This window comes from Duganella sp. CF402, assembly GCF_900109645.1.
Classification (GTDB): domain Bacteria; phylum Pseudomonadota; class Gammaproteobacteria; order Burkholderiales; family Burkholderiaceae_D; genus Rugamonas.
The window spans coordinates 2,379,589-2,396,051 of the sequence record NZ_FOBG01000001.1 but is presented as its reverse complement, the minus strand read 5'-3'; the positions used below and the strand labels follow the sequence as shown (position 1 = coordinate 2,396,051).

Here is a 16,463-nt window from a genome sequence, read left to right as displayed (position 1 = left end):
CGATTTGTATGATATCTGAAACTGTCATCTAATGATGGAATCGAGTTGGAGACACCTATGAAAATCAAGCAAATTCACCACGTCGCCTACCGCTGCAAAGACGCGAAAGAAACCGTCGAGTGGTACGTGAAACACCTGAACATGAACTTCGTGCTGGCCATCGCCGAAAACGAAGTGCCGTCCACCAAGGCGCCGGACCCGTACATGCACGTGTTCCTGGACGCCGGCAACGGTAACGTGCTGGCCTTCTTCGAACTGCCGACGCAAGCGCCGATGGATCGCGACCACAACACCCCGGCATGGGTGCAGCATCTGGCGATGGAAGTGGCCAGCATGGACGAACTGCTGGCCGCCAAGGAGCGCCTGGTCGCCGGCGGCATCGACGTCATCGGCCCGGTCAATCACACCATCTTCAAGTCGATCTACTTCTTCGACCCGAACGGCCACCGCCTCGAACTGGCCTGCAACACCGGTACGCCGGAAATGATGCAGAAGCTGGACGACGTCAAATGGGAGATGCTGGAAGAATGGGCGCAAACGAAGAAAGCACCCAAGCACGCAGCGTGGATGCACGGAGGTGAAGCATGAAGCTCGCGACCCTGAAAGACGGCAGCCGCGATGGCCGCCTGGTGGTGGTCAGCCGCGACCTGTCGCACTACCAGCATGTGCCGAAAATCTCGGCCACCCTGCAGCACGCATTGGACAACTGGGAATTGGTCGCTCCGCGCCTGGAAGCCGTCTACGCCGCGCTGAACGCCGGCGACGCGGTCGACGCCAAGCCGTTCGACCAGCAGTACTGCCACTCGCCGCTGCCGCGCGCCTACCAGTGGGCCGACGGTTCGGCCTACATCAACCACGTGGAGCTGGTGCGCAAGGCGCGTAACGCCGACGTGCCGGCCTCGTTCTACACCGATCCGCTGATGTACCAAGGCGGCTCCGATAGTTTCGTTGGCCCGCGCGATCCGATTTTCGTGCTGACCGAAGACTGGGGCATCGACCTCGAAGCCGAAGTGGCGGTCATTACCGGCGACGTGCGCATGGGCGCCACGCCGGAAGAAGCGGCGAAAGCCATCCGCCTGGTCATGCTGGTCAACGATGTCTCGCTGCGCAACCTGATTCCGAATGAACTGGCGAAGGGCTTCGGCTTCTTCCAGTCCAAGCCTGCCAGCGCTTTCTCGCCGGTGGCAGTGACGCCGGATGAACTGGGCGCGCAATGGGCCGACAGCAAGGTGCACCTGCCGCTGCTGGTGCAGTTGAACCAGCAACCGTTCGGCAAGCCGAACGCCGGTGAAGACATGACCTTCAACTTCGCGCAACTGGTGGCGCATGCCGCCGCCACGCGCGAGCTGGGTGCGGGTGCGATCATCGGCTCCGGCACTGTGTCGAACAAGCAGGGCAGCCTGCATGGATCGAGCATCGCCAATGGCGGCGTGGGCTACTGCTGCCTGGCCGAAGTGCGCATGTACGAGACCATCGAGAGCGGCAAGCCGCAAACGCCGTTCCTCAAGTTCGGCGACAGCGTGCGCATCGAGATGAACGACCAAAACGGCGCCAGCATCTTCGGCGCCATCGAGCAAACCGTCACGCACTACAAGGAGCGCGGCTGATGAAGCTCTACACCTACTTCCGCAGCTCCGCCGCGTATCGCGTGCGGATTGCGCTCAACCTGAAAGGCATCGCCTACGATGCCGTGCCGGTGCACCTGCTGCGCAATGGCGGCGAGCAGCTGGCCGATGCCTACCGCGCCGTCAATCCAGCCGCGCTGCTGCCGGCGCTGGAAGATGACGGCAACGTGATCGGCCAGTCGCTGGCCATCATCGAATATCTGGAAGAGACGCACACGCAAGCGCCGCTGCTGCCGCAAGACCCGGCGGGCCGCGCCCGCGTGCGTGCGATGGCGTTGAGCATCGCGGCCGATGCCCACCCGCTGGGCAATCTGCGCGTGCTGAAGTATCTGACCGGCCAGATTGGCGTGGCGGAAGAGGTGAAGCTGGGCTGGCAGCAGCACTGGCTGCGCAGCGGGCTGCAAACGCTGGAGTCCTTGCTGGCCAACGACCCGCGCACCGGCCGCTACTGCCACGGCGATACGCCGACGCTGGCCGATTGCTGCCTGGTGCCGCAAGTGTTCAACGCGCAGCGCTTTAATGTCGACACCTCGGCCTATCCGACCGTGATGCGCATCCACGCCGCGTGTAGCGAGCTGCCGGCCTTCCAGCAGGCGCACCCGTCGCAGCAGCCTGACGCCGAATAACTATTTTTTTGGCTTGAGCGCGGCCTGGGCCAGTGCCTGCGCCGCCTCCAGCGCATCCTCCGGCATCACCATCTTGTCCGGCTGGACGCCGGCACCTTCCCAGTTGGCTCGCGTGATGACGTTGCTGGCGCGCGTGACCGCGATCGAGGTTTGCAACTGGCGCGACACGCGCTGCTTGGCGCCGCTCCGCGCATCGCCCAAGGTCGGCGCGCCCACCACCACGGCACGCTTCACATACTGCTGCAAATCGTAGGCGAAGGCTTCGGCCGCGCCACGGGTGCGCTCGTTGACCAGCAGGTATAGCGGTTTCTTGCCGCCGAAGCGCTTGCCGGGCGCGTCGGTGCTGGTCCAGAACTCCGCCACCACCTTGCCGTCGCGGTCGAGCTGGTCGTGCAAGTGCAACTGCTTGTCTTTGAAGAAGTAACTGCGCTTGTCTTCCAGCAGATAGCTGGATAGCAGCGCCGCCATCGCCTGGCCGTCGCCGTTGGCGTCGCGCAGGTCGACGATGAGTGCGGCGCAGTCCGCCGCTTGCGCCATGAAGCGGGCAGCGGCCTCGCCGGCGCCCCGGTCCAGTGGCGCGAAGCGGGTGATCTGCAGATAGCCGATGTTGTCGCCGCGCGTTTCAAATTTGCCGAGGCCGTAGTTATCGGCCGCCTGCGATGGCGGCTGCGGACGCTGGCGATCGTCGCCCAGGTCGTAGGGCACGTATTCGAGGTAGGTATGCTTGTCGCCCATGACGGCGGCAACGTCGCGCGACACGCGGGTCGCCAGCGCACGTGCCGTGGTATCGCGGTCGTACTCGCCACGCGCCAGCCGCTGGCGCAGATCGTCGGCGGCGGCCTTGGCACGTGCCGGATCGACGTGCAGCGCGGTCAGCCGGCGCGCATACTCATTGACCACATGCGCGCGGGCCGGCGCATCGAGCGGCTCGTCCAGCATCTGCGCCTGCGCGCTCGCCGTAGAGGCGCCAAGCGCGGCGAGGGCGGCAGCAGCGATCCAGCGTTTCAAATCTTTCCCCATAAGTTACAATCTTACCTTTCCCCGAAAGCTTTTTCTTCAATGACGATCCCGAGCACGATCCTGGAGGCGCTGGACCGCGCCGACGCATCCTGGCGCCCGCTGCTGGTCAAGGGGCTGGAAGCCATTATGGCGGCCACGCCGGACTATCTGCCGCAACTGGCGCAAGACCAATACCTGCCGACCGAACAGCGCCTGTTTGCCGCGTTCGCACTGCCGCTCAATAAGGTGAAGTATGTACTAATGGGCGAAGGACCATATCCGCGAGCAGAAAGCGCAACCGGTGTCTGCTTTATGGATGGGGCCGTCGGCAGCCTGTGGTCGGAGGAGGCGGGCGGTGGCTTGTCCAAGCCGGTCAACAAAGCCACCTCGCTGCGCAACTTCATGAAGATGCTGCTGGTGGCCGATGGCCAACTGCAGCTGGAAAACACCGCCGGCGAAGCGATGGCGGCCGTGTCAGCGCAGGCCCGTAGCGGCGCCGGCAGCCACATCCTGACGCTGGCCGACATGCAGCGCAAGCTGACCGAGCAGGGCTTCCTGCTGCTGAACGCCTCGCTGGTGTTCCGCAGCCACGTGGCCCCGGTGAAAGATGCCAAAGCATGGCTGCCGTTCTTCGAAACCGTAATGGCAGGCCTGGCTGCGCAAGCGACGACCGTGCCGACGATGGTGCTGTGGGGAAAAATCGCGGAACTGCTGGCCAAGTTGCCAGTGATGAAAGATTTCCCTCAAGTCAAGGCCGAGCACCCTTACAACCTTAGCTTCATTGGTAATAAGGATATGCACACACTGTTCCAGCCCATGCAGTTGCTGAGGGGCTAGCCAGCAAGCTTTGTTAAAGTTTGGTATACTTGACTAATTCGATCAACTAATCAGGCTTAGTGATGAGCGAGAAGGTCGATATTTTAACCCAACCGAGGTAGTGATGCGTCTGACCACCAAAGGCCGTTTTGCTGTGACTGCGATGATCGATCTGGCTTTGCGCCAAGGCAAAGGTCCAGTCACGCTGTCCGGCATCAGCCAGCGTCAGGCGATTTCGCTGTCCTACCTGGAGCAGCTGTTTGGCAAGCTGCGCCGTCACGAGATCGTCGAATCGATCCGTGGCCCGGGCGGTGGCTACAGTCTGGCGCGCCGCGCCGACAAGGTCACCGTGGCTGACATCATCATCGCCGTGGATGAGCCGCTTGATGCGACCCAGTGCGGCGGCAAGGAAAACTGCCACGGCGCCGATGCGGCCAGTGGCGCGCGCTGCATGACCCATGAACTGTGGGCCACGCTGAATGAAAAGATGGTTGATTATCTGGATTCCGTATCGCTGCAGGATCTGGTCGATCAACAAAAGCAGAAGAACGCTGAGCAAAACGTGGTGGCCCTGCCTCGCAACGGCAACCACGCAGCGCTGTAAGCCCTAACGGAGTAACCAGATGAACGCCCCAGAAAAAAACATCGCTGACGTGAAATTCCAGACCGCGCCGCATTTCCCGATCTATATGGACTACTCGGCCACCACGCCGATCGATCCGCGCGTCGCCGATGCGATGATTCCATACCTGCGCGAGCAGTTCGGCAATCCGGCCTCGCGCAGCCACATGTACGGCTGGACCGCAGAGAAAGCGGTGGAAGAGGCGCGCGCCAACGTGGCGGCGCTGGTCAATGCCGACCCGCGCGAAATCATCTGGACCTCGGGCGCCACCGAATCGAACAACCTCGCCATCAAGGGCGCGGCGCAGTTTTACAAAACCAAGGGTAAGCACATCATCACGGTCAAGACCGAGCACAAAGCCGTGCTGGATACCGTGCGTGAACTGGAACGCCAGGGCTTTGAAGCGACCTACCTGGAACCGCAGGACAATGGCCTGATCACCATCGAACAGCTGACCGCCGCCATCCGTCCGGACACCATCCTGATCTCGGTCATGCTGGTGAATAACGAGATCGGCGTGATCCAGCCGATCGACGAAATCGGCGCGCTGTGCCGCTCGAAAGGCATCATCTTCCACTGCGACGCCGCCCAAGCGACCGGCAAAGTGGTGATCGACCTGCAAAAGACCAAGGTCGACCTGATGACCTTCACCGCGCACAAAACCTACGGCCCGAAAGGCGTGGGCGCGCTGTACGTCTGCCGCAAGCCGCGCGTGCGTATCGAAGCACAAATGCATGGCGGTGGCCACGAGCGCGGCCTGCGTTCGGGCACGCTGCCAACCCACCAGATCGTCGGCATGGGCGAAGCATTCCGCCTGGCCAAGGTCGAAATGGACACCGAAATCGCCCGCATCAAAGCGCTGCGCGACCGTCTGGCCAAAGGCCTGCAGGAAATCGAAGAGACCTACATCAACGGCGACATGGAACACCGTGTGCCGCACAACCTGAACGTGAGCTTCAACTACGTTGAGGGCGAATCGCTGATCATGGCGGTGAAAGACTTGGCGGTATCGTCGGGCTCCGCTTGCACTTCGGCTTCGCTGGAACCATCTTACGTACTGCGCGCCCTGGGCCGCAGCGACGAACTGGCGCACAGCTCTATCCGTTTCACCATCGGCCGCTTCACCACCGAAGCCGATATCGATTTCGCGATTGAACTGATGAAGTCCAAGGTCGGCAAACTGCGCGAACTGTCGCCACTGTGGGATATGTTCAAAGAAGGTATCGACATCAGCTCGATCCAATGGGCAGCCCACTAAATTCTTAAAGATACAGGAGCATCAAAATGGCTTACTCGGAAAAAGTACTGGACCACTACGAAAACCCACGTAACGTCGGCGCGTTTGAAAAAGGCGACGACAGCGTAGGTACCGGCATGGTCGGCGCACCAGCTTGCGGCGACGTGATGAAGCTGCAAATCAAAGTGGGCGCGGATGGCGTGATCGAAGACGCTAAATTCAAAACCTACGGCTGCGGCTCGGCGATCGCTTCCAGCTCGCTGGTGACCGAATGGGTCAAGGGCAAAACCCTGGACCAGGCGCTGGCCATCAAGAACACCCAGATCGCTGAAGAACTGGCGCTGCCGCCAGTGAAAATTCACTGCTCGATCCTGGCGGAAGACGCCATCAAGGCAGCTGTTCTGGACTACCAGACCAAGCACGCAGCGTAAAACCGTCATTCCGGCGCAGGCCGGAATCCAATTGGGTTCCGGCTTACGCCGGAACGACAACGGAGAATCACATGGCAATCACCCTGACCGAAAAAGCAGCTAAACACATCAACCGCTACATCGAGCGCCGCGGCAAGGGCATCGGTTTGCGTTTTGGCGTGCGCACCACCGGCTGCTCGGGCATGGCCTACAAGCTGGAATACGTCGACGAAGTGACCGACGAAGACAGCGTGTTCGAATCGCACGGCGTGAAAGTGTTCGTCGATCCGAAAAGCCTGCCGTACATCGACGGCACGGAACTGGACTTCGCACGCGAAGGCCTGAACGAGGGCTTCAAGTTCAACAACCCGAACGAGAAAGACGCTTGCGGTTGCGGTGAAAGCTTCCGCGTCTGACACGTCATGCAGAATCACTTTGAACTCTTCAACCTGCCCAAGCAGTTTGCCGTAGACGCGGCGGCGCTCGACAGCGCCTACCGCGACGTGCAAAGCCGCGTCCATCCCGACAAATTCGTCAGCGCCACCGACGCCGAAAAGCGCGTCGCCATGCAGTGGGCCACCCGCGCCAACGAAGCCTACCAGACCCTGAAAAATCCGCAGAAGCGCGCGCAATACCTGTGCGAGCTGAATGGCGTCGATTTGCAGACCGAGTCGAATACGGCCATGCCGATGGCCTTCCTGATGCAGCAGATGGAATGGCGTGAAGAGCTGGGCGACGCCCGCGCGGCCAAGGATAGCGATGCGCTGGAAGCGCTGGACGACCAGCTGCGCAAGGCGCGCAAGCAGCAACTGGCGCAGATCGAACAGCAGATCGATGCAAGCGATTTCCACGCCGCCGCCCAAGGCGTGCGCGCGCTGATGTTCCTCGAAAAATTCGGCGAAGAAGTCCGCTTCGCCTTTGAAGCAATCGAAGCTTGAAGCCTGCGCGCAGACTGCGCGCGCTTTAAGAACTACAAAAAATACAGGTCCCGTCTCATGGCACTTCTGCAAATCTCCGAACCCGGCATGTCCACCGCACCGCACCAGCATCGTCTGGCGGTCGGTATCGATCTGGGCACCACCAATTCGCTGGTGGCGACTGTGCGCAACAGCATTCCAGAAGTGCTGAACGACGAAGACGGCCGCGCGCTGCTGCCGTCCGTGGTGCGCTACCTGCCCAACGGTCACGCCAACATCGGCTACAAGGCGCAGGCTGCGCAGACCACCGATCCGAAAAACACCATCGTCTCCGTGAAGCGCTTCATGGGTCGCGGCCTGGCCGATATCGCCTACGCGGAGAACCTGCCGTACCAGTTCCTCGATACGCCGGGCATGGTCCAGCTGAAAACCGTCGCCGGTGTGAAAAGCCCGGTCGAGGTGTCGGCGCAAATTTTGGCGACGCTGCGCCAGCGCGCGGAAGATTCGCTGGGCGACGATCTGGTTGGTGCAGTCATCACCGTGCCAGCTTACTTCGACGACGCGCAGCGCCAGGCCACCAAGGACGCCGCGCAGCTGGCCGGGCTGAATGTCCTGCGCCTGCTGAGCGAGCCGACTGCTGCGGCCATCGCCTACGGCCTCGATAACGGTTCGGAAGGCGTGTACGCAGTCTACGATCTGGGCGGCGGCACCTTCGATATTTCGATTCTGCGTCTGAGCAAGGGCGTGTTCGAAGTACTGTCCACCGGCGGCGATTCCGCGCTGGGCGGCGACGACTTCGACCACCGCCTGTTCTGCTACATCCATCAGGAAGAAAAACTTGCGCCGCTGTCGGACGAAGACACCGCGCTGCTGATGGTGAAATCGCGCGAAGCCAAGGAACTGCTGTCCACCAAGTCCGAAGTGACCGTGGATGCGGCGCTGAAGTCGGGCGAGCAAGTGCACATCACGATCACCGCCGAGAAGTTCCAGGAGATCACCAGGCACCTGATCGAAAAGACCATGAAGGCCATCAAGAAAGCGCTGCGCGACGCCGATGTCGATGCGGACGACGTCGATGGCGTGGTCATGGTCGGCGGCGCCACGCGCATGCCGCACGTGCATCGCGCGGTGAGCGAATACTTCCACACCACGCCGCACGCGAATATCGATCCGGACAAAGTGGTGGCGCTGGGCGCTGCGATTCAGGCGAATCTGCTGGCCGGCAACCGAGCACCGGGCGATGACTGGCTGCTGCTGGACGTGATCCCGCTGTCGCTGGGCATCGAGACGATGGGCGGTTTGGTAGAGAAAATCATCCCGCGCAATTCGACCATTCCTTGCGCCCGTGCGCAGGAGTTCACCACCTTCAAGGATGGCCAGACCGCGCTGGCGGTGCACGTGCTGCAAGGCGAGCGTGAACTGGTGGCCGATTGCCGTTCGCTGGCGCGCTTTGAGCTGCGCGGCATTCCGCCGATGGCGGCCGGCGCGGCGCGTATCCGCATCACCTACCAAGTTGACGCCGACGGCCTGCTGTCCGTGTCGGCGCGCGAGCTGCGTTCGGGCGTGGAAGCCTCCATCACCGTCAAGCCATCGTACGGCCTGGGTGACGACGACGTGGCGCGCATGCTGATGGATTCGCACGCTTCGGCTGCGGACGACATGAAAGCGCGTGCACTGCGTGAAGAGCAGGTGGAAGCGGAACGCATCCTGCTGGCGACTCAAGCGGCGCTGGACGAAGATGCGGCGCTGCTGTCGGACGAAGAGCGTGTCGCCGTCGATGCGCTGATCGCCAAGACGCGCGAGATCGTCGCGCAATCGCAGACCGGCGCGGCCGATCATCTGGCTGTGAAGGCGGCAGTTGAAGCGCTGGCCCACGGCACCGAAGAATTTGCATCGCGCCGCATGGACCGCAGCGTGCGCAGCGCACTGGCCGGCAAATCGCTGGACCAGGTAGTCTGATATTTAGAAAAGAGCCCACATGCCACAAATCGTATTCCTCCCTCACGCAAAACTGTGCCCGGACGGCGCTGTTGTTGAAGCCCCAGCCGGCAAAACCCTGTGCGACGTCATGCTGGACAATGACATTCACATCGAGCACGCTTGCGAAAAATCCTGCGCTTGCACCACCTGCCACGTGCTGGTGCGCGAGGGCTTCAATTCGCTGAACGAAGCCAGCGAAACCGAAGAAGACCTGCTGGACAAAGCCTGGGGCCTGGAAGCCGTGTCGCGCCTGTCGTGCCAGGCCGTGGTGGCGGAAGAAGACCTCGTGATCGAAATTCCAAAGTACACCATCAATCACGCTAGCGAAGGCGGCCACTGATATGAAATGGACTGACATCACCGCGATTGCGGAAGCGCTGTACGACAAGTATCCGGACATCGATCCGCTTACCATCCGCTTCACCGATCTGCATAACTGGATCGTCGACCTCGAAGAGTTCGACGACGACCATACGCGCGGCGGTGAGAAAGTCCTCGAAGCAGTTCAGCAGGCGTGGATCGATGAAGCCAAGTAAGCAAGCCGCGAAGATCGGCGCCACCGTCACCAGCGCCGACAACATGCCGGAAATCCGTGAAGGCCAGACCGTGGCGCTGCTGCAGGAACTGCACATCCTCACGCGTGACGGCAAGATGAACCAGGACAGCCGCCGCAAGCTGAAACAGGTCTACCACCTGTATCAGTTCATTGAGCCGCTGCTGAAGGAAGTGCTGGCGTCGAAAGAGAGCGTCACGCTGGTGGACCACGGCGCGGGCAAGTCCTACCTCGGCTTCATCATCTACGACTTGTTCTTCAAGGCGTTGCAGGATTCGCACATCTACGGCATCGAGACGCGCGAAGAGCTGGTGGCGCGCTCGCAGGAACTGGCGCAGAAGTTCAACTTCCCCGGCATGTCCTTCCTGCCGTTGTCGGTGGCCGAGTCCACCGAATCGAAGCTGCTGCCGGAGCAGATCGATGTCGTCACCGCGCTCCATGCCTGCAACACGGCGACCGATGACGCCATCCAGTTCGCGCTGAAGAAAAAGGCCAAGCACATCGTGCTGGTGCCGTGCTGCCAGGCCGAAGTGGCTTCGGTCCTGAAGAAGAACAAAGGCCAGTCGCTGGGCAAATCCGCGCTGACCGAAATCTGGCGTCACCCGATTCACACGCGTGAATTCGGTAGTCAGATCACCAACGTGCTGCGTTGCCTGCAACTGGAAGCGCACGGCTACAACGTCACAGTGACCGAGCTGGTAGGTTGGGAGCACTCGATGAAGAATGAACTCATCATCGCAACCTACAAGAACCTGCCGCGCAAGCGTCCGGCCGAGCGCTTGAAAGAAGTGCTGGAGACCGTGGGCCTGCAGGAGATGAACACCCGTTTCTTCGCTGAAGAAGAGGTGGCGTGATGGAATGGCTCGACCTGCGTAGCGACACCGTTACGCGCCCAAGCGCCGCCATGCGCGCGGCCATGAACTCCGCTGAAGTGGGCGATGACGTCTACGGCGATGATCCGACCGTCAATCGCCTGCAGGAATATGCCGCCGATTTGTTCGGCTTTGAAGACGCAGTGTTCGCGCCATCCGGCACCCAGAGCAATCTGCTCGCGCTGCTGGCGCACTGCGGCCGTGGCGACGAATACCTGGTCGGCCAGGAAGCGCATACCTATCGCTACGAAGGCGGTGGTGCTGCGGTGCTGGGCAGTATCCAGCCGCAGCCTATCATCAATCAGGCCGATGGCAGCATCGCGCTGGCCGACATCGAATCCTACATCAAGCCGGACGATTTCCACTTCGCGCGCACCAAGCTGCTGGCGTTGGAAAACACCATCAATGGCCGCGTGCTGCCGATGGAGTACGTGCAGCAGGCGACCACGCTGGCGCACGATCGCGGTCTGTCCACCCACCTCGACGGCGCGCGCGTTTGCAATGCGATGGTCAAGCTGGGTGTGAGCCCGCGCGAGATCGCTAAAGGCTTTGACTCGGTTTCCGTCTGCCTGTCGAAAGGCCTCGGCGCGCCGGTAGGTTCGGTCCTGCTGGGCTCCAAGCCATTCATCAAAGAGGCCAAGCGTTGGCGCAAGATGCTGGGCGGCGGCATGCGCCAGGCCGGCATGATCGCTGCGGGCGGCTTATACGCGCTGGAGCACAACATTCCACGCCTGCAGGAAGACCACGACAACGCCACTTACTTCGCCGGCGAACTGGCGAAGATGAAGGGCCTCAAAGTCAGTACGCCGCAGACCAACATCTTCTACGTCGACATTCCGCAGTTCGTCATGCAGGGTTTGGGCGATGTGCTGGAGTTGACGCATATCCGCGTCTCCATGTCGCAGCGCCTGCGCATCGTCACGCATATGGACGCCAAGCGAGAAGATATCGATCGCGCCATCACCGTGTTTGGAGACTTCTTTGGATAATGACGATACCGTACGCCTGAACAAGCGCGTGGCCGAAGAACGCGGCTGCTCGCGCCGCGAGGCCGAAATGTACATCGAGGGCGGCTTCGTCAGCGTCGATGGCGAGATCGTGGAAGAAGTCGGCGCGCGTGTGGCACCGGAACAGAAAATCACCATCGCTGAAGACGCCACGCTGCTGGAAATCACACCGGTGACGATCCTGCTGCACAAGCCTGCGGGCGCTGCGCAACCGCTGCACTTGCTGAACGCTGACACGCTCACGCGCACGGTGCCGGGCAAGCGCTTCCTCAAGCGTCACATCACGGGGCAGGAGCAAGTGGCGCCGCTGGACGCCAAGGCCAGCGGCCTGGTCATCTTCACGCAAGACTTCCGCGTCAACCGCAAGCTGAGCGAGGAATCGCTGGAACAGGAGATCATCGTTGAAGTCTCCGGCCAGATCATCGAAGGCGGCTTGCAGCAGCTGAACCAGATCAACGGCAAAGTAAGCTGGCAAAACGAAACGCGCCTGCGCTTCGCCATGAAGAACGCCAAGCTGGGATTGATCGAAAAGCTGTGCAAGGAAGTGGGCCTGAAAGTGGTGTCCATGAAGCGCATCCGCGTCGGCCGCATCTCCATGTCCAGCCTTCCTGCAGGCGAATGGCGCTACCTGCAGGACTACGAACGCTTCTAGTCCTTCACTTCCTGCGCAAGCCAGTTCTTTAAGGCGCCCATGCTTTGCGGACGGCCCAGGAAGTCTTTCACCAACTGGGCTGCCGGCTTGCTGGCGCCGGGATCGATGACCCTTTTGCGGTACTCCATTGTCATCGAACCATCCAGCGGCTGCTGGCTATTGAAGCGCGAATAGAAATCCAGTGCGATCACCTTGTCCAGCGTGTAGGTGTAGTAGTTGGACGAGTAGCCCACCAGATGGGTGAAGCTGGCGTACATGCGGTTGCCGTCCACATACTTCATTGGGCTGTAGCGCTCAGCGATCTGGCGCTGCATGGCGTCCAGATCCACCTCCGCCACCGGCCGGTCATGCACATTCATCGACATATAGCTGTAGAAGAGGTCTCCCCGCATGATGCGGCCGCGCCCATAGGCATCTGCTGCAATCATGCGCCGCATGGTCGCTTCAGGCAGCACTTCGCCGGTCTGGTAATGCTTGGCGAATGACGACAGCACCTTATAGCTGGCAAAGAATTCCTCCAGCATCTGCGATGGCGCTTCGACGAAATCGCCTTCCACGTTAAAGCCGCCCTGGGCCGACCAGCGCTGCTGGCTGCCGAGGATATGGTGCATCAGGTGGCCGAATTCGTGGAAGTAGGTAATGACATCGCCGTACACCATCAGGCCCGGATCGCCTGCTTCACCGCCCGGGAAATTACAGATCAACATACCTTCAGGCTGCTGGCGTCCCCGTATGCCCGGCACTATGGGCGCGGAGGAGAACCATTTATCCTTGCCCTCGCGCGGGTGCATATCGAGGTAGATGCGGCCTGCGATTTTGCCGTTGTCGATCACGTCAAACACGGTCACCGATGGATGCCACGTCTTGGCGTCTTTCACCTGGCGGAACTGTACGTGGAAGATCCTGGCCGCAGCATCCAGGATGCCGCGTTCCACTGCGTCATAGGCGAAATAAGGACGAACTGATTGCGCGTCGAACGAATATTTGCTGCGGCGGTACTGGTCCAGCCAGTAGCGGGTGTCAGCTGCCGAGATGGAAGTCGCCGAGGGATCGCGCGACTGCACAAATGCCAGCAACTGCGCGTACTCCCGGTTTGCGACCGCGCGCGACACCGTCTCCACCTCTTCCAGCAATTTGCGCACGTTGTCTGCGCTGCCGATCAACTGGTCCGCCGTCGCCAGATCGGCGAAGGAGGGGAAACCAAGCAGTTTTGCCAGCTGCTGGCGTGCGCCCAGCAGATCCAGCAACACCTGCTTGTTGGCCGGGTAGGCGCGCGTGTTGTAGGCCAGGTACATGCGCTTGCGCAGATCGGCGCTGTTGGCGAACGTGGTCACCGGCGTGCTATCCGTTTCATCAGTGCTCAAGGCGTAGGTGCCGTCAGCGCTCGGTTTGTGTTTGGCGATGAAGTCGTCCGGCATACCATCCAGTTCCGCGCGGGTGGCGGTAATGGTTTGCTCCCCATCCTGAACGTGACGGGCAAACACCAGGCCCAGTTCCATGATCTTGTCCTGTAGCGCCTGTACTTGCTTGCGCGTAGCTTCATCCTTGTCGACGCCGGCCAGGCGATAGAGCAGCAGCGTGCGTTGCAGGTATTGTTTGCTGGCGGCGTCGTTGGCTGGCAATGGCACGGCGGCCAGCGCCTGATAGACGCCATGATTCAGATTCAGCCTGGTTTGTTCGGTGGTGACTTTCTGAACCAGCGTTTGTGCCTTGTCGCGCAGCGCTGGCGTGGCGCCGACCGCAAATAGAATGTAGCTTTGGTTTGCTGCCAGCGCCAATTGATTCTGCGCCTCGTCGTAAGGCTGCAGCGTGTTGGCGATGGTGCGTTTGCCTTTGGCGGCAAGCAGCTTGCTCACGCTGGCCTGTTGCGAGGCCAGACGTTCATCGACCCATTTCTCCAGCGCGGCCGGATCGTCGCCCGCAACCCAGGCGTGCAACGGATCTGCCCATGCGGATGCGGTAGACAGCAGCAGGATGACCAGCAATTGTGCGGCGCGCTTTAGCATTATTGTGCTCCTTTCGTCTGTGACAAGATGAAGGCATAGGTATCCGCCGCCTCTACATCCTGTTGCGCGCGCGTCGAGCCCATGCCGTGGCCAGCGTCAAAATCCACCCGCAACAACACCGGCTTGCCGCTGGCCGTCGCCGCTTGCAGGCGCGCGGCCATCTTCGCTGGATGGAAGGGTGCCACGCGCGGATCGGTCACGCCGGTGGTCAGCAGCACCGCCGGATACTTTGCTCCGTCCACCACCTGCTGGTAGCTGTCGATGCTCTTCAGCGCTTTGAAGCCGGACGGATCGGCGATCGCGCCCCATTCAGGTTCTTCGCCATAGCCGTTTTGCTCCGCCACGTAGCGCAGCGGATTGTGCCAGCCGACGCCGGACACCACGGCCGCAAACAGGTCCGGGCGTTCCTCCATCGCGCGGCCCATTGTGATGCCGCCGGCCGAACGTCCGCCGATGGCCTGGTATGCCGGCGACGTGTAGCCCTTGGCCTGCATGTCTTCGCACACGGCGATCAGGTCACGCCACGTGTTCGGTTTATTCTCCAGCTGACCGGCGCGATGCCATTCGCGGCCAAACTCGCCGCCGCCGCGCACATTGGCGTAGCCGATGACGGCGCCCTGATCGACCAGGGCCAGCGTGCGCCCGGCGAACGATGGCGTGTAGGCGGCGGCGCCGTAGCTGCCGTAGGCCTGGATGAAGGCGGGGTTCTTGCCATCGAGTTTCAGGCCTTTTTTGTAGATCAGCGTGTAGGGAATCTGCGTGCCATCCTTGGCACTGGCGAAGCGGCGCTCGGCGGTGTAGGCGCTGACGTCGATCCCCGGCTTGGGTGTGATGCCAGTGTCGGTTACTTTGCCGTCCGCGCTCACCGACCAGATGCCGAGCGGCTGCAGCCAGCCGGTGAAGATGATGAGCGCGCCCGGTGCGTCGCCGTCGGTGTCGAGCGTGCGCAGCGTGCCTTCGAAGGGCAGGGCGATATCGCTTACCTTGCCGTCCAGGCTAAGGCGTTGCAGCTTGCTGATGCCGCCGTCCATCGCGCGGATGTAGAAGCCGTCCTTGGCGGGCGTGAGGCTTTGCAGTACCAGCGAAGATTCCGGAATCACTTCCTGCGCGCTTGCCAGCGATGGTGCCAACGCGGAGGTTTTCAGCAGTCGCCCGCGCGGGTGCTTGTGATTGGATAGCAGGTACAGGTCGAAGCCACGCAGGCTGTAGTCGGTCACTTCGTCGCTAAAGTCGGCGACCTGTTTCCATTTGGCGATGCCGCGCAAGACTTCCGCCAGCGGCGCGGTGTAGATGCGCTTCTCTTTGCGTACATCGGTCAGCAGCAGTACCGCGACGTTCGAGTGGGCGGACGCGATGACCAGCGGCGACTGGATTTTGTCGTACTGGATGGCGGCGTCGAGGCCGCGCTTCATCACGATTGGATCCTTGGCCGGGTCGGTGCCCAGTTTGTGGAAGCGTGCTTGCGAATCAAGGTAGCGCTCCGGCGTGTTCACTTTGCCGGTCAGCTGGTTGTAGAAGAAGCCGGAATTGTCGGCCAGCCAGCTTGGAGCGGCGCCTTGCGTGTCCGCGATGCGCTCTTTCAGCACTGCGCCGGTGCGCACGTCCATGATGTGCAGCACCGAGTCTTCGCTGCCGTCTTTTGACAGGCCGTACACCAGTTTGCTGCCATCGGGCGAGGCGCGCCACCAGTCCAGCGAGACATGGCTGGTCTTGGTGTCGAGCGTGGTTGGATCGACCAGTACGCGGTCCCGGACGCCAGTGCGCACGAACAGCTTGAAGTTATTGGAGCCGACCGGACGCTGAAGATAGAACAGGCGCTTGCCGGCCTTTTGCACCTCGGCCGGATTGGCGATATCACCGGACAACTGTTGGATGCGCTTCAGGATTTCATCGCGCTTTGGCAACTGGTCGAGGGTGGCGCGGGCGTGGGCGCTTTGCTGTTTGAGGAAGGGCAGCCAGTCCGCATCCTGGTCGTTCTCCATCCAGCGGTAGCGGTCGGTAATGGTCTCGCCGAAGTAGGTATCGGTGACGTTGTCGACGCGGGCGACGGGAGCGGGTGGAATGTCGGCGGCGGAGGCCGCGCAGGAAACGAGCGCAAACAGCGCTCCGTAGATGGCTGGTTTCATTTCGGTCCCTTCAAG

At 61.5% G+C, this 16,463-nt stretch carries 18 protein-coding genes; 15 read left to right on the top strand and 3 right to left on the bottom strand.

Annotated features, from left to right (window positions below; translation table 11 throughout):
* The first annotated feature begins 57 nt into the window (after positions 1–57).
* From BMZ70_RS10765 to maiA, 3 genes are read left to right on the top strand one after another with little or no spacing between them, the layout of a single operon-like run.
* Entirely contained in the window at positions 58–588 is a 531-nt protein-coding gene (locus BMZ70_RS10765; RefSeq protein WP_092273516.1) for a VOC family protein, read from the top strand.
* A complete protein-coding gene (locus tag BMZ70_RS10760; RefSeq protein WP_092273513.1) occupies positions 585–1,607 on the top strand; it encodes a fumarylacetoacetate hydrolase family protein in 1,023 nt (340 codons plus the stop codon). Before BMZ70_RS10765 ends, BMZ70_RS10760 begins: the two co-directional genes overlap by 4 nt.
* Positions 1,607–2,251 carry a maleylacetoacetate isomerase gene (gene maiA / locus BMZ70_RS10755; RefSeq protein WP_092273510.1) on the top strand — a complete coding sequence of 215 codons (645 nt, stop codon included), beginning with the start codon at positions 1,607–1,609 and terminating at the stop codon, positions 2,249–2,251. The genes BMZ70_RS10760 and maiA overlap by 1 nt, the downstream gene beginning before the upstream one ends.
* On the opposite strand, the gene BMZ70_RS10750 is transcribed toward maiA, so the two are convergent.
* Positions 2,252–3,259 carry a S41 family peptidase gene (locus BMZ70_RS10750; RefSeq protein ID WP_165403490.1) on the bottom strand — a complete coding sequence of 336 codons (1,008 nt, stop codon included), beginning with the start codon at positions 3,257–3,259 and terminating at the stop codon, positions 2,252–2,254.
* 51 nt (positions 3,260–3,310) lie between these two features.
* Between BMZ70_RS10750 and BMZ70_RS10745 the strand changes: the two genes are divergently transcribed.
* From BMZ70_RS10745 to BMZ70_RS10690, 12 genes are all read left to right on the top strand, one after another.
* Entirely contained in the window at positions 3,311–4,087 is a 777-nt protein-coding gene (locus BMZ70_RS10745) for a uracil-DNA glycosylase family protein (protein ID WP_092273504.1), read from the top strand.
* Between the two features lie 103 nt (positions 4,088–4,190).
* Entirely contained in the window at positions 4,191–4,670 is a 480-nt protein-coding gene (gene iscR / locus BMZ70_RS10740; RefSeq protein WP_092273501.1) for a Fe-S cluster assembly transcriptional regulator IscR, read from the top strand.
* Positions 4,671–4,689: 19 nt separating this feature from the next.
* Positions 4,690–5,946: an IscS subfamily cysteine desulfurase gene (locus tag BMZ70_RS10735; protein WP_092273498.1), complete on the top strand. Its 1,257-nt coding sequence runs from the start codon at positions 4,690–4,692 to the stop codon at positions 5,944–5,946.
* Between the two features lie 26 nt (positions 5,947–5,972).
* The gene (gene iscU / locus BMZ70_RS10730) at positions 5,973–6,356 is read left to right on the top strand and encodes a Fe-S cluster assembly scaffold IscU (RefSeq protein WP_092273495.1); all 384 of its coding nucleotides are present in this window, start codon (positions 5,973–5,975) and stop codon (positions 6,354–6,356) included.
* Positions 6,357–6,427: 71 nt separating this feature from the next.
* Positions 6,428–6,751 (top strand): iron-sulfur cluster assembly protein IscA, encoded by a 324-nt coding sequence (gene iscA / locus BMZ70_RS10725; RefSeq protein ID WP_092273492.1) that lies wholly within the window; start codon positions 6,428–6,430, stop codon positions 6,749–6,751.
* A 6-nt stretch (positions 6,752–6,757) separates the two neighbouring features.
* Positions 6,758–7,273: a Fe-S protein assembly co-chaperone HscB gene (hscB, locus tag BMZ70_RS10720; protein WP_092273489.1), complete on the top strand. Its 516-nt coding sequence runs from the start codon at positions 6,758–6,760 to the stop codon at positions 7,271–7,273.
* Between the two features lie 57 nt (positions 7,274–7,330).
* Positions 7,331–9,211 (top strand): Fe-S protein assembly chaperone HscA, encoded by a 1,881-nt coding sequence (gene hscA / locus BMZ70_RS10715; RefSeq protein ID WP_092273486.1) that lies wholly within the window; start codon positions 7,331–7,333, stop codon positions 9,209–9,211.
* 19 nt (positions 9,212–9,230) lie between these two features.
* On the top strand, positions 9,231–9,572 hold the full coding sequence (fdx, locus tag BMZ70_RS10710) for an ISC system 2Fe-2S type ferredoxin (protein WP_092273483.1): 342 nt from the start codon (positions 9,231–9,233) through the stop codon (positions 9,570–9,572).
* 1 nt (position 9,573) lies between these two features.
* Entirely contained in the window at positions 9,574–9,768 is a 195-nt protein-coding gene (iscX, locus tag BMZ70_RS10705) for a Fe-S cluster assembly protein IscX (protein WP_092273480.1), read from the top strand.
* Entirely contained in the window at positions 9,755–10,639 is an 885-nt protein-coding gene (locus BMZ70_RS10700; protein WP_092273476.1) for a class I SAM-dependent methyltransferase, read from the top strand. Before iscX ends, BMZ70_RS10700 begins: the two co-directional genes overlap by 14 nt.
* Positions 10,639–11,646 carry a low-specificity L-threonine aldolase gene (gene ltaE, locus BMZ70_RS10695; protein WP_092273473.1) on the top strand — a complete coding sequence of 336 codons (1,008 nt, stop codon included), beginning with the start codon at positions 10,639–10,641 and terminating at the stop codon, positions 11,644–11,646. Before BMZ70_RS10700 ends, ltaE begins: the two co-directional genes overlap by 1 nt.
* Positions 11,639–12,316: an RNA pseudouridine synthase gene (locus BMZ70_RS10690; RefSeq protein ID WP_229205372.1), complete on the top strand. Its 678-nt coding sequence runs from the start codon at positions 11,639–11,641 to the stop codon at positions 12,314–12,316. The genes ltaE and BMZ70_RS10690 overlap by 8 nt, the downstream gene beginning before the upstream one ends.
* On the opposite strand, the gene BMZ70_RS10685 is transcribed toward BMZ70_RS10690, so the two are convergent.
* Together BMZ70_RS10685 and BMZ70_RS10680 are read right to left on the bottom strand one after the other, a co-directional pair.
* Positions 12,313–14,322: a M3 family metallopeptidase gene (locus BMZ70_RS10685; RefSeq protein WP_092273467.1), complete on the bottom strand. Its 2,010-nt coding sequence runs from the start codon at positions 14,320–14,322 to the stop codon at positions 12,313–12,315. The genes BMZ70_RS10690 and BMZ70_RS10685 overlap by 4 nt on opposite strands.
* Positions 14,322–16,448, bottom strand: a complete 2,127-nt coding sequence (locus BMZ70_RS10680) for a prolyl oligopeptidase family serine peptidase (RefSeq protein WP_092273464.1) — start codon at positions 16,446–16,448, stop codon at positions 14,322–14,324. The genes BMZ70_RS10685 and BMZ70_RS10680 overlap by 1 nt, the downstream gene beginning before the upstream one ends.
* Between the last annotated feature and the right edge of the window lie 15 nt (positions 16,449–16,463).

Bases quoted from the DNA above. Each gene is read 5' to 3' on its own strand.
- BMZ70_RS10765 (WP_092273516.1), top strand. From the start codon at position 58: ATGAAAATCAAGCAAATTCACCACGTCGCCTACCGCTGCAAAGACGCG.
- BMZ70_RS10760 (WP_092273513.1), top strand. From the start codon at position 585: ATGAAGCTCGCGACCCTGAAAGACGGCAGCCGCGATGGCCGCCTGGTG.
- maiA (WP_092273510.1), top strand. From the start codon at position 1,607: ATGAAGCTCTACACCTACTTCCGCAGCTCCGCCGCGTATCGCGTGCGG.
- BMZ70_RS10745 (WP_092273504.1), top strand. From the start codon at position 3,311: ATGACGATCCCGAGCACGATCCTGGAGGCGCTGGACCGCGCCGACGCA.
- iscR (WP_092273501.1), top strand. From the start codon at position 4,191: ATGCGTCTGACCACCAAAGGCCGTTTTGCTGTGACTGCGATGATCGAT.
- BMZ70_RS10735 (WP_092273498.1), top strand. From the start codon at position 4,690: ATGAACGCCCCAGAAAAAAACATCGCTGACGTGAAATTCCAGACCGCG.
- iscU (WP_092273495.1), top strand. From the start codon at position 5,973: ATGGCTTACTCGGAAAAAGTACTGGACCACTACGAAAACCCACGTAAC.
- iscA (WP_092273492.1), top strand. From the start codon at position 6,428: ATGGCAATCACCCTGACCGAAAAAGCAGCTAAACACATCAACCGCTAC.
- hscB (WP_092273489.1), top strand. From the start codon at position 6,758: ATGCAGAATCACTTTGAACTCTTCAACCTGCCCAAGCAGTTTGCCGTA.
- hscA (WP_092273486.1), top strand. From the start codon at position 7,331: ATGGCACTTCTGCAAATCTCCGAACCCGGCATGTCCACCGCACCGCAC.
- fdx (WP_092273483.1), top strand. From the start codon at position 9,231: ATGCCACAAATCGTATTCCTCCCTCACGCAAAACTGTGCCCGGACGGC.
- iscX (WP_092273480.1), top strand. From the start codon at position 9,574: ATGAAATGGACTGACATCACCGCGATTGCGGAAGCGCTGTACGACAAG.
- BMZ70_RS10700 (WP_092273476.1), top strand. From the start codon at position 9,755: ATGAAGCCAAGTAAGCAAGCCGCGAAGATCGGCGCCACCGTCACCAGC.
- ltaE (WP_092273473.1), top strand. From the start codon at position 10,639: ATGGAATGGCTCGACCTGCGTAGCGACACCGTTACGCGCCCAAGCGCC.
- BMZ70_RS10685 (WP_092273467.1), bottom strand. From the start codon at position 14,322: ATGCTAAAGCGCGCCGCACAATTGCTGGTCATCCTGCTGCTGTCTACC.
- BMZ70_RS10680 (WP_092273464.1), bottom strand. From the start codon at position 16,448: ATGAAACCAGCCATCTACGGAGCGCTGTTTGCGCTCGTTTCCTGCGCG.